Here is a 13,761-nt window from a genome sequence, read left to right on the forward strand (position 1 = left end):
ACGTTTTAGTTGAAAATTACGTTAATAATGTTTATATTAAAAAAATAAATGTTAATTTAGTATTTCATATTTTTTTCAATCTAAAAATATGTTTTCCTCAAAAATATAAGTTTTATTTACAGTATTAATTTATAAGCATAAAAAACTACCCCTGAAAAGAGATAGTTTTTTTTACTTGTATTTAACAACATATAAATAACATATATTACCTCAAAATTGTTTCTTCATAATAGCTTAAAGGTTTATTTGGCTTCTCTAGCCCCTTTGGTATAGGCATTCCGGAAAATGTTTGAAAATAGAGCACACACCCATTTCTCCAAAACACAGCTTCCCATTCCTGTTCTTCCATTAGTGTTTTTACTTTTTCAAAACGCTCACTATCTATATAGGGCTGCATACCTTCCCAGGTTTTCTGCATGTTTCTAACCTCTTTAACCCCATCATAATAATGATAGCACATTTCATCCCAAAGCGTATTACCTGATTTCATTTCATACGTCCACGGCACATGGTGGAACCAAAGTAACAAATTCTCAGGGCAGGTTTCAAGTGAATTAAATTTATCTCTTACAGGCGGAAAATACTGAGATACAGCATTAGAGCCTGTAGTACTACGATCAAAACCTACCCCATCCTTATCGGCTCTGTGATAGTAGGTAGATTTCCAGTTAGGCTGTGCTGCCCTGTCAACCCATGGGCCAGGGCCCCTGTGGCTGGCATAGCCCATAATATGGTGAAGCCCAAGTGGTGTCATATAATTGACAGTAGTTTCTCTTGAGTTCAGCATAATATCCTCTACAGGATTTATAAATGCTTCTGTATTGGTAAATGTCATACGTATCCAGTCATTTGCTATATCTGCAGACGAAGCTTCCGGGTCCCAGGCAAGCCTGCCAAGTGCATACCAGTTAGACTGTGCAAATGGGTGGCCACACCAGTTTCTGGAGTTTCCTATATTAGACACCCCGGCCATACCTGTTAGTTTCTTTGTGGTAAGTTCGCCTTCAATCACTTTTGCCACAGTACTGCCTTTTCCTTTAGAATAGGTATCAGAATCTAAAACTTCTTCATACAACGGTGCAAGAAAAACCAGGTGGTTTGCAAAGCCAAGGTATTCTTGCGTAACCTGAAACTCCATCATTAGCGATGTATTTGGCATCGCTCCGAATAAAGGCGAAAAAGGTTCGCGCGGCTGAAAATCAATAGGGCCGTTTTTTATCTGTACCAATACATTATCATCAAAATCACCGTCAAGGGGTTTAAAGCTGTCATAAGCCTGTAAAACCCTGTCTTCAGTAGGGCTGCTGTTATATACAAACGCTCTCCACATTACAACACCATTATGGGGCTTTAGTACCTTTGCAAGCATATTGGCCCCATCAGCATGATTACGCCCATAATCCTGTGGCCCCGGTTGCCCTTCAGAATTTGCTTTAACAAGGTAACCTCCAAAATCAGGAATATACTTATAAATTTCAGCGGTTTTGGCCTGCCACCATTTAATTACCTCAGGATCTAAAGGATCAGCTGTTTTAAGGCCGCCCAACCGTATTGGCGCGCTAAAAGAAATTGATAAATATACTTTTACCCCATATGGCCTGAATACATCTGCCAGTACTTTAACTTTAGGCAGGTATTCTTCGGTCATTATTAAGGGGTTAGAATTTACATTATTAATTACTGCTCCATTTATGCCAATAGAAGCATTTGCCCTTGCATAATCTGTATAGCGGGGATCTACTACACCGGGTAATTCATCCCATTTCCAAAGTGATTTTCCTGCATAACCGCGCTCTATGCTTCCATTAAGGTTATCCCAGTGATTTAAAAGCCTTAAATCAAGCTTTGGTACACTTGTTATAGATAACTTATCAGTCGGTGTATTGGTTTGCAGCAATTTCAAAAAATGAAAAACACCATACATAGCACCTATATCGGTATTTGCTGTAATTAGTGTACATTTCTTTTTATTTATGGTAACTGACCTGATTATAAAGCCTTCTTTACCAACCGACTGTAACTCATTACCAAGGTCTATATACATTTTTCCGGTAGAGATAATAATACTACCGTCATTTATAGAGTTTACTTTATCAATTTTTTTGTCAAGTAAAAGAGGTAAAGCCTTTTTAAGCTCGGTGTCAATTGCCTGCATTGTTGCCGAATTACCTTCAATATAATATCCTGTAAAATTTTTCTGGTATTGTGCAAGAAGTTTGGCATCTTCAATCGTACGGTAATTCAGCCACAAATCATATCCGTCATTTGCGTAAAGCGAAACAGACAGAAACGACAATAACAATAAATAAACTAACTTAATATTTTTCATAAAATGTATAGGTTAAACCTTTTTACTTTAATAGTTCTACTCTTTTATAACTCTTGTTTCGGGTGGTGTAAGGTAGCTTTTTTCTAACTCTCCAAAATTAATTACTATATTCTGCAATACAACACCCGGGTCTACCATCCATATTTTAACAGTATGCTTACCCGGTTTGCTTATTTTGTGAGACGTATCTTTAACAATAATATTATTAGCAACCCACATATTCCAAATCCTGCCTGTATCGCCGCCGTTTATACCTACAATTTGCGGTTTTTCATCATCTATAGATACTGCATAGCGTAAACCTGTTTCGGTGTTATGAAAGTTAAGTGTGGGAGAAAAATAAGCACCAACATTCACAGTTCCATCTTCATAAGTATAAAAATCATATGCAACATAAGGGCTATTATCACCCGGAACCTGTTCTGATGCAGTAACAGGAAACGGGGTGATGCCCGAGTTTGTACGGCCTATATCAGGTATTACCTTCCATTCTATACCGTTGGTATTATTAGCCTTAGTGTAATGCTCTGCGTTGATTGATACATAGCCATTTTTCTCATAAAAAGCCAGTTCCCCATCCATAGTAGCTACTATTTTTGATGATTTTTCGGTTACGGTATTTTCGGTAAAGGGCTGTGCTGCCATTTTGGTATCAACATACGTTACTTCAGGCATTATATCATTTTTAGGGTCAAACCATGATTTATAACCAATATGCGTCTGGTCCATAAAATGGTTCCATTTTCCGTTGGCCAGTTTCTTGTTGTATTGATAGCTGATTGCCGAATCTTTTTTAAACAAATCTTTAGCCATGTCTGCATATTTATTTGCCCTGCTATCATTTTCAGTTGCATATTTATGGTTTAATGCCACGGCAACATACATACGGTGCAGGTTCTCAGTTGCCATTACCGGGTGCAGCACTAACTGGAAATAAGCATCTTTATAAACATCTGGTAATTTTAGGTTTATACCCTCTGCCTTGTGCAATAGGTTTTTATACTCATCTACAACCCGTAGTGCTTCATCATAATGAGTAAGGCTATATGTTCGGCTATCTACAAGCTCTGGTTTTCTGCGTGCAGAAATTTGTCCATAATCGCGTATAATTGCGCCAATTTCTTCTGCATACTCACTACCAAACTGCGCTGCTGCCCATTCTGTATAATAATCCCTTAAATTATCAGGCGTCCATTTTTCAGGATTCCACGCATAATCAAGAAAAAAAGATATAGGGAATTCCATAGGCTTAATATCTCCTACGTTTACAATCCATATACGCTTCACATCATATTCATAGGCAAGGTGCATCTGTTCATACACCCGGGCTATATTATTTGTGTTAATCCATTTATAATTCCTTGGGCCACCTACATAGTCAAAATGGTAATAAATACCGTACCCACCTTTACGTTTCTTTTCAGTGAGTGAAGGCAGTTTCCTGATATTTCCCCAGTTGTCATCCGCCAACAGTAAGGTAACATCATCAGGAACACGCATACCTTTATCATAATAGTCCTGAACCTCTTTATATAACGCCCATACCTGCGGTGTCTCTTCAGCCGGCTTACCTGTAACTTCCGCAATAATTTCACGTTGGTCTTTTACAATACGTTCCAGCAATTCAGTAGCAGTGCCCTCAGTCATCGGTTCATCACCGTCACCACGCATGGCAATAGTAACCAGGCTCTCATGGTTACCCATATTTTCTATACCTTTTTTCCAGAAGGCTTTAAGCTCTTTTTCATTTTTGTTATAATCCCAGGCGCCGGTACCATATCTTTTCCATTCGGTCTGGGCACGCTGCATTGGCTCGTGGTGTGATGTACCCATAACAATACCCCATTTATCGGCAAGTACCGGGTTTACAGGATCGTCATCATTAAAGGCACGCCCCCACATGGCAGGCCATAAATAATTACCTTTATTTCTTAGTATCAGTTCAAATACCTTTACATAAAATTCATGATTAAACTTACCGTAATTTTCTTGTACCCAGCCACTCAGTGCCGGGGCTTCGTCATTAATAAAAATCCCCCTGTATTTTACCTTGGGGGCATCGGCCATAACCAGATTGTTTTTAACAAAAACTTCTTTCTTTTTAGCAACAGGCACATCACCCCACCAGTATAAAGGCGAAACCCCCATTTGTTTAGAAAGTTCTAAAGCACCATAAGCCGCGCCCCTCTTGTTACTGCCGGCAATTACCAGTGCCTGGCTTACCCCTTTAAAAGGCTTATGCACAACAGTTACATAATATCCATCCCATTGACCTTTTAATGTGGTAACATCAAGCTTTTTATTTTTTACAAGTTCCTGTAATAAAGAAGATTTTTCTACACTGCCTATAACAATTACATTTTTGTTTTTACCGGGTTTGTTTACAGCATTTAGCCTTTTACCGGTAACACGTTCTACATCATCAATAAAAAGGTTGGCTGCAATACCAATAAGCGAATCATCATTTTCATCATACATCACGGTAGCCGTTTCGGCTGAAGACACGATAGGGAAATCCGCTCCGCTATTTCTCTCTGTAACTAGATGTTGTGCGATGGAATTAAAATAAAGAAAACCAAAAAACAGTAAGAAAATATTTTTTGAAGTGGTATAAAACATATGTTTTGTAAATTATTAAATTTCTAAATTCAATATTACCCCTAAATATCTTTAATTTTCAAATCTTTTAAAAATATAAGCTAAAACGTTTTCGTATTTTTGTTGCTCTAATTGTCATAAGTACCATATCATTATTATATTTTTGAAATTAACTATATACATACTCTCCAAAATGTTTAAAACCTACACATTCTGTTTTATAACTTTATACTTGTTATACAGTACTTTAAGCTGTAATGCGCAAAATAAATCTTATCCGTTTAACAACACAGATCTTTCTTTCGAAGAAAGGGTAAATGATTTGGTTGGCCGCCTGACACTTGAAGAAAAAGTATCACAAATGATGAATTCTTCGCCAGCCATAGCACGCCTGGGCATACCGGCTTATGACTGGTGGAGCGAAACCCTGCATGGCGTAGCACGCACACCGTATAAAGCCACGGTTTTTCCTCAGGCTATTGGTATGGCAGCTACTTTTGATACAGATGCCCTGCATACTATGGCAGAATATTCTGCTACCGAAGGAAGGGTTATTTACAGAAAAGCGCTGGAAGCCGGCCGTAATAACGAACGTTATGTTGGCCTAACCTATTGGACACCCAATATTAATATATTTCGCGACCCACGTTGGGGCCGCGGCCAGGAAACTTACGGTGAAGACCCTTTTTTAACGGCTCAACTTGGCGATGCTTTTGTAAGAGGCCTGCAGGGTAATGATCCTAAATATATTAACGCTGCCGCCTGTGCCAAGCACTATGCCGTGCATAGCGGCCCCGAGCCGGAACGGCATGTTTTTGATGTAGATGTAACGCCTTATGAGCTATGGGATACTTACCTGCCGGCTTTTGAAAAATTGGTAACAGAATCTGATGTTGTAGGGGTTATGTGTGCCTATAATGCATTCAGGACACAGCCGTGTTGCGGCAGTGACATATTGATGAATGATATTTTAAGAAACCAATGGGGTTTTGACGGCTATGTTACTTCAGATTGTTGGGCTATTGATGACTTTTTTAAAAACCATAAAACACATAAAAATGCAGAAACAGCCTCAGCCGATGCTGTTTTTCATGGTACTGATGTAGAGTGTGGTACAGATGCTTACCTATCATTAGTGCAGGCGGTTAAAGATGGCCTGATTACTGAAAAACAGATTGATATTTCTGTAAAACGGTTGTTTATGGTACGTTTCCGCCTCGGTATGTTTGACCCGGATGCGATGGTAAAATATGCACAGGTACCAGACTCTGAACTGGAAAGCAAAGCCCATGCTGAACATGCGCTAAAAATGGCGCACGAATCTATGGTATTGCTTAGAAATCAAAACAATACACTGCCTCTTAAAAAAGATCTTAAAAAGATAGTAGTACTTGGCCCTAATGCCGATAACGCAATTTCAATATTAGGAAATTATAACGGGATGCCATCAAAACTAAGTACCGTACTACAGGGAATAAAAGATAAGGTAGGTAAAAACACTGAAATAGTTTACGAAAAAGCCGTAAACTTTACCAACAACAATATACTGGTATACAAAGACCTGACCAATCAGTATTCCTATAACGGAAAACAGGGCTTTAAAGCTGAATATTTTGATAATAAAGAATTATCCGGCACTGCAGTAACAGCTACCGAAGCTAAACTCGATATTATGTGGCAGGAGGGCCAGGCGGTTATAGGCAATATAAGGGCAAATAATTTCTCTGCCCGCTATACTACAAATTTTAAGCCTGAACATGATGACACCATAACTTTTGAACTTGAGGGTGATGACGGTTACCGCTTTAAAATAAATGGTAAAACAGTGGTTGATGCATGGCAAAGAAACCGCTGGGGTGCAAAAACCTACGAATTACAGGTAAAAAAAGATTCAGTATATAATTTACAGGTAGAATACTGGCAGGGCGAAGGTAAAGGCAATATAAGGCTAAGTACCGGAAGTTTTATAAAAACCGATTATAAAGCCCTTGCAGAGAAATATAAAGATGCCGATGCTTTTATTTTTGCAGGCGGTATATCGCCACAGCTTGAAGGAGAAGAGATGAAAGTAAACGACCCCGGTTTTGAAGGGGGCGACCGTACTACTATTGCCCTGCCTACAGTTCAGACAGATTTAATGAAAGCGCTTAATGCTACCGGAAAGCCTGTTGTTTTTGTAATGATGACCGGTAGTGCCATTGCTACCTCGTGGGAGGCTGAGCATATACCTGCCATTATAAACGCATGGTATGGCGGGCAGGCCACAGGAGAAGCAGTAGCTGATATACTTTTTGGAGATTATAACCCATCAGGAAGGCTGCCTGTTACATTTTATAAAAGTGACAGCGACCTGCCCCCGTTTACAGATTATTCTATGGATAACCGCACTTACCGATACTTTAACGGTACGCCGCTATATGGCTTTGGTTATGGGTTAAGCTATACCACATTTAAATATGATAAACCAAAAATGCCTGCTAAAATTAAAAAGGGAGAAAATGTTACCGTTTCGGTACAGGTTACCAACACAGGCAATGTAGCGGGTGATGAAGTTGCTCAATTATATATAGTAAATAAAGATACTACAGTTAAAACCGCTTTAAAGGCGTTGAAAGGTTTTGAAAGGATAAACCTGAAAGCCGGTGAAAGTAAAACCATTACGTTCACGCTTACCCCACAAGACCTGTCTTTCATTACACAGGATGGTAAACAAAAGCAATTTACAGGTGATGTTGAGATTGCAATAGGTGGCTGCCAGCCTGGAGAACCTAATAAAGGCAGCGGAAATATTATAAATAAAATAATTACAATTAAATAGTACAGGGCTCAATTACAGCCCATAAAAGTAGTTAAGTTTGGGTTAGTTAATTTGCTTTTGCCTGCAGTGGATGGTTAACCCTGCAGGCTTTTTTTGGCACATATAAGAAAAGAAAAAAAATAGCCTGCCGGAACCCAAACCGACAGGCTTTGTGTAAAAAACACACCCAAATTTCAACTAGTAGTAGTGAAATCCAAACTAAATTATATTAGCGACTGGTTTGTACAGCGCTTAAAATTGCTTCTTTTACATCTTTTTTTACACTAAGGTCCCTGTTAAACGGCAGCGGGTAATTGGTACGCCCCCTGATAGGAAAATTATTCAGCCACGTAGTACGGTCTGATAATCCCCAAAAAGTAACCCTGTCTATATGCTTTTTATACTTAACAAAGAGTTTAAAAAGGTTACCGTATTTATCTGCCAGTTTTGTCTGCACTTCTGCCGGAAGACCTTTAGTATAAGGGTTTAACTCTTCTTTATATTCGGCAGAATTGGCTACATCGGCAGAATTGGCTGCGTTACCATTTGGTAATACAGATATATCAAGCTCTGTAAAGTTTACATGTACCCCGGCATTAATAAAGTCTTTAATAGTGGCCTCCACTTCCTGTAGGGTACCATTCTCAAGGCTGTAATGCGCCTGCGCTCCAACAGCAGTAATACGCAAGCCTTTTGCCTTTAGTTTTTCTACTAACTTTACCGCCCCTGCCCTTTTTTCTGCTTTATACATATTATAATCATTGTAATACAATTCTGCATTAGGGTCGGCAGCATGGGCAAATTCAAATGCCTTTTCAATATAATCGTCACCTATAATTTTCCGCCATTTAGAATCACGTAGTGTTCCGTCTTCATTAAGCGCTTCATTAACCACATCCCATCCTTTAATAACCCCTTTATATCGACCAACTACTGTTTTAATATGGTCTTCCATACGTTTAAGCAGGGCTTCACGGGTTAACGGGTTACCGTTTTCATCTTCAAATACCCACTTTGGGGTTTGAGAATGCCACACCAGAGTATGGCCTATAATAAACATGTCAGATTCCTTTCCGAAGTTTACATAGGCATCGGCAGGCTCAAAGTTATACTGGTCCGATTGCGGATGGATCATTTGCCACTTGAGGTCGTTCTCCGGGCTAATGCTGCTAAACTGCTCTTTGATTAATTTAGCCTCATCCTCTACCCTTCCCATAGCCTGAAAGCGGTTTATGGCAACACCTATATAAAATTTGCCTTTAAAGGCATCTTTAAAAGATATATCCTTTACCGGGGCAGGTTCCGAAACAGGATTTGTAAACCCTGAACAGGCCAGTAGAAAAAATGCCGCTATGCTTTTTATAGTTATAGACTTCATACATTATGGATTTATCATTTCAATGGTACCGTCCGGGTTATGGGTAAGCTCAGTAACTTTTATATTACGAAGGTGCGTTTTACCGGAAAGCTCTGTATCATGGTAGAAAATATACCATTTTCCGTCAACTTCTATAATAGAGTGATGTGTTGTCCATCCCTGTACCGGTTGCATAAAATGGCCTGCATAAGTAAATGGCCCCGTAGGCTTATCGCCAATTGCATAGGCAAGGTAATGTGTATCTCCGGTTGAATAGGTAAAATAGTATTTGCCATTGTATTTATGCATCCATGAGCCTTCAAAAAATCTCCTGTCATGGTCTGAGGTAAGTAGTGGTTTGCCCAGGCTGTCATTAATCACCACATCCATAACCGGGCCATCAAACTGTAGCATATCCTTGCCCAGTTTTGCTACTTTACAGTTAAGTGCAGGTGAATCAGGTTTTTCATTATCCGTTTTAGAGCCGTTGGCATCATATTTACCATTTTCCCACTGCTGAAGCTGTCCGCCCCATATACCACCAAAGTACATATAAGTAGTGCCATCATCATCCATAAACACGGCTGGGTCTATACTAAAGCTGCCTTTTATAGGTTCTTTTTCAGCCTTAAAAGGTCCCGCAGGGTTTTTACTGGTAGCAACCCCTATCTTAAAAACATCATTTTTATCTTTAAGGGGAAAATACAGGTAATAGGTACCGTTTTTATAAGCCGCATCGGGTGCCCAAAGTTGGCGGCCTCCCCACGGAATGTCTTTAACATCAAGTGCTACGCCATGGTCGGTTACCTTCCCTCCTATGCTGTCCATAGAAAAAATGTGGTAATCTTTCATGGCAAAATGATCGCCATTGTCATTTTCAGCAATTCCGGCATCATAATCGTGCGAGGGATAAATGTATATTTTTCCATCAAATACATGTGCCGAAGGGTCTGCAGTATAAATATCAGTAACTAATGGCTCTGTGAGGAATTTTTTTTCTTCCTGTACGGTATCATTTACTGTGGCAGTATCTTCGCCTTCTTTTTTTTCTCCTTTGCAGGCTGTAAGGCTAATTGCAGTTATAGCCGTTATAGTGAGTGCACCTGCTCTTAAAATATTATTTTTTGTTACCATTGATTTAAATTTTACTAAAACGATATAGTTACAATAAAAAACAAAGCCATTTTGTAAATCACAAAATGGCTTAATAAAATTATTTAGTATGAGTTTGCAATAATCTGCTCAAACAGTTCCTGTTTGCCGCTTTTTGGCTCAGGGTTTCCGTTTTCACGGGCAATTTTGCTAAGCTGCTCTAAAGTAAGGTTTCCTTTTTCAAATGAAGCACCATTGCCACCGTCAAACGATGCATAACGCTCTTTACGCAACTCGGTATATTTTGTGTTTTTAAGGATATGTTCTGCGCAGATTAAGCCGCGTGCAAAAACATCCATACCGCTAATGTGGGCTACAAATTTATCCTCAATATCAATAGAGTTACGGCGTACTTTAGCATCAAAGTTAACACCACCACCCTGTAACCCTCCACTCTGAAGGAATACCAGCATAGCCTGGGTAACTTCATATATATCTATCGGGAACTGGTCAGTATCCCATCCGTTTTGATAATCACCACGGTTAGCATCTATACTACCAAGCATCCCGGCATTGGCTGCCACCTGAAGTTCATGCTCAAATGTATGACTTGCAAGGGTAGCATGGTTTACTTCTATATTCAGTTTAAAATCATCCTGAAGGCCATATTGGTTTAAGAAACCAACGCAGGTAGCCGCATCAAAATCATACTGGTGCTTCATTGGCTCCATCGGCTTAGGCTCAATAAAGAAAGTACCTTTAAAGCCTTCTTTACGTGCATAATCACGGCACATAGCAAGGAACATGGCAAGATGCTCCTGCTCACGCTTCATATCAGTATTTAAAAGGCTCATATAACCTTCGCGGCCACCCCAAAATACATAACCATCACCATTAAGGGCTATGGTAGCATCAATAGCTATTTTTGCCTGCCCTCCGGCATAGGCCACTACATCAAAATTAGGGTTTGTAGAAGCACCGTTCATGTAACGCGGGTTACTAAACAGGTTACTGGTACCCCATAACAATTTTATACCGGTTTCTTTTTGTTTTTCTTTTGCATATTCTACCATTGCCTGTACACGCTCTTCAAACTCAGCAAGGGTTGGCGCTTCATCCACCATATCCACATCATGAAAGCAGTAATAAGGTATGCCCAGTTTTTCCATAAATTCAAAACCGGCATCCATTTTATCTTTGGCACGGGCTACAGCATTATCTTTAGAGTCCCATGCATGTGTTTCGGTACCCGGTCCAAAAGGGTCGTTACCGGTATTGCACAGGGTATGCCAATATGCCATGGCAAATTTAAAATGATCTTTAAGGGGTTTTCCGGCAACAACGCGGTTTTCATCATACCATTTAAAAGCAAGAGGATTATCACTCTCGCGTCCTTCAAACTGTATTTTATCCACAGTTTTAAAATAAGCGTGTTTTGTTGTACTCATAATGCGTTATAAATTATATAAATTAAATGTGGTTTTTCCACGATTGGTAAATTTCAGAATACAGATCTTTCAGGTCATCATTGGGTTCAATAGTTTCAAGATGTTCCAGGTTTTCAAAAGCTTTTTCAAGAGTTTCATAATGGCCATAACCATAAGCTGCACCTCGGGCAGCCCCTTCTGCACCACTGGTATTATAAAGTTCCAGTGTGGTTTGTGTGGTATTTACAAATATTTCACGAAAAACACGGCTAAGAAATAAGTTTGCCTTGCCCGCTTTTACCAGGGTACCACCTGCATTTATATTTTTCATAATATCAAACCCATAGTTCATGGCAAACACAATACCTTCGCAGGCAGCGCGTACCAATTCGGGCGATTGATGTATATTAAAATTAAGGTTCTGTATGCCGGAAAAAGCAGGTTTATTGCTGAATATACGCTCAAGACCATTTCCAAAAGGATAAAAGCGTAATCCTTTACTTCCCGGTTCGGCTTTTGCCACTTCGCCATTAAGAGTTTCGTAAGATATAAGCTCATTGGAGCCTGTACTCAGGGTTTTGCGAAGCCATTGGTATAAAATACCCGAACCATTAATGCAAAGTAACACACCATTACTTTTCTGTTGTGGCATATCATTTACATGCAAAAAGGTATTTACCCTGTTTTCTGTATCAAAAGCATTGGCCTGTGTTACCGAATAAATTACGGCTGATGTACCTGCAGTAGTAGCTATTTCGCCGGGTTTAAGCACCCCTAACGATAAGGCATTATTAGGCTGGTCACCGGCGCGGTAAGTAATTTTAACATTGGGGTTAAGCCCCAGCTCTCCGGCTACTTTGCTGTCAATAACCGCCTGGTGCCCAAATGTGGGTACTACCTCTGGTAAAATAGAGGCTGAAAGCTCCATAGCATCCAACACCTCAGTAGCAGGGCGCTGTTCTGCAAAATTCCACAAAGCGGCCTCAGATAATCCCGATGGAGTGGTTTGTGCAATGCCGGTAAATTTTGCGGCTATAAAATCGCCGGGAAGCATCATAAAGCGTGCTTTAGCAAACACATCCGGTTCATTATCTTTTACCCATTTAAGTTTTGAAGCTGTAAAATTGCCCGGGCTGCCCAATATACTCTGCTGGCAGGCCACAGTACCCATTTTAGTGTAAATGGCTTCTCCGGTTTCGGCGGCACGGCTGTCACACCAAATTATAGAAGGGCGTACAGGGTTCAATTGCTCGTCTGTAAGCACAAGGCCATGCATCTGGTAGGCTATACCAATACCTGCAATGGCTTTTATATCTATATTATATTGCCTGCTGAGTTTATCAATACCTTCTTTAACATAAGCCCACCATCCTTCAGGGTTTTGTTCTGCCCAGCCAAATTTTGGTGCGTCTATAGCTAATTCAAAATCCGGCACCGTTATAGAGGCCGTTATCGTTTCTGTCTGGCCATCCAATACTGATAACTTAATGGATGAACTACCTAAATCAATTCCTAAAAACAACATATTTCTTTAAAGCGTAAAGCGTTTTTTTAATCATTTATAATGTAATATTTCATTATATATTTTTATTTACAAAGAGGCTTACTTTTACGTATTCTCCAATAAATAAAGCATATTTAAGTAATAATAAAATATTTTGAACGTAATTTTAAAAACAATGAAATAATAGGGTTAATATTTTTTGGCTAAGTTAAATAATTTTTTTAAACTTGTAGTCATATTTACCATAAGAAATTTTAATAAGTTTTTCCCCGTACTGATTTATTGCTTTTAAAGCCCATTTTTTAAGGGATTACTGCCAAAAGTAGGTTTTACAGATGTAACAAAAGATATGGGGAAGTAAAAATTACGAAAACGTTTTCTAGTATATGCACTCTAAAATTTTATCATTAAAAAAACCAAGTTTGTAACTATGTATCAGGAAACTCACATTTGTATAATTACAAAATTTACTAAAATACATTCTTAAAATTATGTTTCAACTATATAGTTTAAAAACACACGCTTACACAACAACAAAAAATCAGCTTTTTGGCTTTCATATTATTTATTTAAAATTGGGTTAGTTTTTTACATGCCTGCGGTTTTAAACCTCAGGCATTTTAAATTTCTTTACTCACCAAACAACATAAACATCTG

At 39.1% G+C, this 13,761-nt stretch carries 7 protein-coding genes; 1 reads left to right on the forward strand and 6 read right to left on the reverse strand.

The genetic code is table 11. The annotated features are described in order from the left end of the window. Positions 1-205: 205 nt before the first annotated feature. Positions 206-2,329 carry an alpha-glucuronidase family glycosyl hydrolase gene (locus ABS766_RS04085; RefSeq protein WP_408083847.1) on the reverse strand — a complete coding sequence of 708 codons (2,124 nt, stop codon included), beginning with the start codon at positions 2,327-2,329 and terminating at the stop codon, positions 206-208. A 36-nt stretch (positions 2,330-2,365) separates the two neighbouring features. Then, entirely contained in the window at positions 2,366-4,948 is a 2,583-nt protein-coding gene (locus tag ABS766_RS04090) for a glycosyl hydrolase 115 family protein (RefSeq protein ID WP_408083848.1), read from the reverse strand. Positions 4,949-5,159: 211 nt separating this feature from the next. On the opposite strand from ABS766_RS04090, the gene ABS766_RS04095 reads away from it, so the two are divergent. Then, a complete protein-coding gene (locus ABS766_RS04095) occupies positions 5,160-7,745 on the forward strand; it encodes a glycoside hydrolase family 3 C-terminal domain-containing protein (RefSeq protein WP_408083849.1) in 2,586 nt (861 codons plus the stop codon). Positions 7,746-7,953: 208 nt separating this feature from the next. Here the strand turns inward: ABS766_RS04095 and ABS766_RS04100 are convergent, their stop codons facing one another. From ABS766_RS04100 to ABS766_RS04115, 4 genes are all read right to left on the reverse strand, one after another. Next, positions 7,954-9,102 (reverse strand): endo-1,4-beta-xylanase, encoded by a 1,149-nt coding sequence (locus ABS766_RS04100; protein ID WP_408083850.1) that lies wholly within the window; start codon positions 9,100-9,102, stop codon positions 7,954-7,956. Between the two features lie 3 nt (positions 9,103-9,105). Beyond that, entirely contained in the window at positions 9,106-10,215 is a 1,110-nt protein-coding gene (locus ABS766_RS04105; RefSeq protein ID WP_408083851.1) for a glycoside hydrolase family 43 protein, read from the reverse strand. 83 nt (positions 10,216-10,298) lie between these two features. Further along, the gene (gene xylA, locus ABS766_RS04110; RefSeq protein WP_408083852.1) at positions 10,299-11,621 is read right to left on the reverse strand and encodes a xylose isomerase; all 1,323 of its coding nucleotides are present in this window, start codon (positions 11,619-11,621) and stop codon (positions 10,299-10,301) included. A 22-nt stretch (positions 11,622-11,643) separates the two neighbouring features. Beyond that, positions 11,644-13,125 (reverse strand): FGGY family carbohydrate kinase, encoded by a 1,482-nt coding sequence (locus ABS766_RS04115; protein WP_408083853.1) that lies wholly within the window; start codon positions 13,123-13,125, stop codon positions 11,644-11,646. Between the last annotated feature and the right edge of the window lie 636 nt (positions 13,126-13,761).

It is taken from the genome of Flavobacterium rhizosphaerae (genome assembly GCF_046000445.1).
In the GTDB taxonomy this organism is placed as follows: domain Bacteria; phylum Bacteroidota; class Bacteroidia; order Flavobacteriales; family Flavobacteriaceae; genus Flavobacterium; species Flavobacterium rhizosphaerae.

Excerpts from the sequence above, each read along its gene's own strand:
- ABS766_RS04105 (WP_408083851.1), bottom strand. The coding sequence starts at position 10,215 with ATGGTAACAAAAAATAATATTTTAAGAGCAGGTGCACTCACTATAACG.
- ABS766_RS04085 (WP_408083847.1), bottom strand. The coding sequence starts at position 2,329 with ATGAAAAATATTAAGTTAGTTTATTTATTGTTATTGTCGTTTCTGTCT.
- ABS766_RS04100 (WP_408083850.1), bottom strand. The coding sequence starts at position 9,102 with ATGAAGTCTATAACTATAAAAAGCATAGCGGCATTTTTTCTACTGGCC.
- xylA (WP_408083852.1), bottom strand. The coding sequence starts at position 11,621 with ATGAGTACAACAAAACACGCTTATTTTAAAACTGTGGATAAAATACAG.
- ABS766_RS04090 (WP_408083848.1), bottom strand. The coding sequence starts at position 4,948 with ATGTTTTATACCACTTCAAAAAATATTTTCTTACTGTTTTTTGGTTTT.
- ABS766_RS04115 (WP_408083853.1), bottom strand. The coding sequence starts at position 13,125 with ATGTTGTTTTTAGGAATTGATTTAGGTAGTTCATCCATTAAGTTATCA.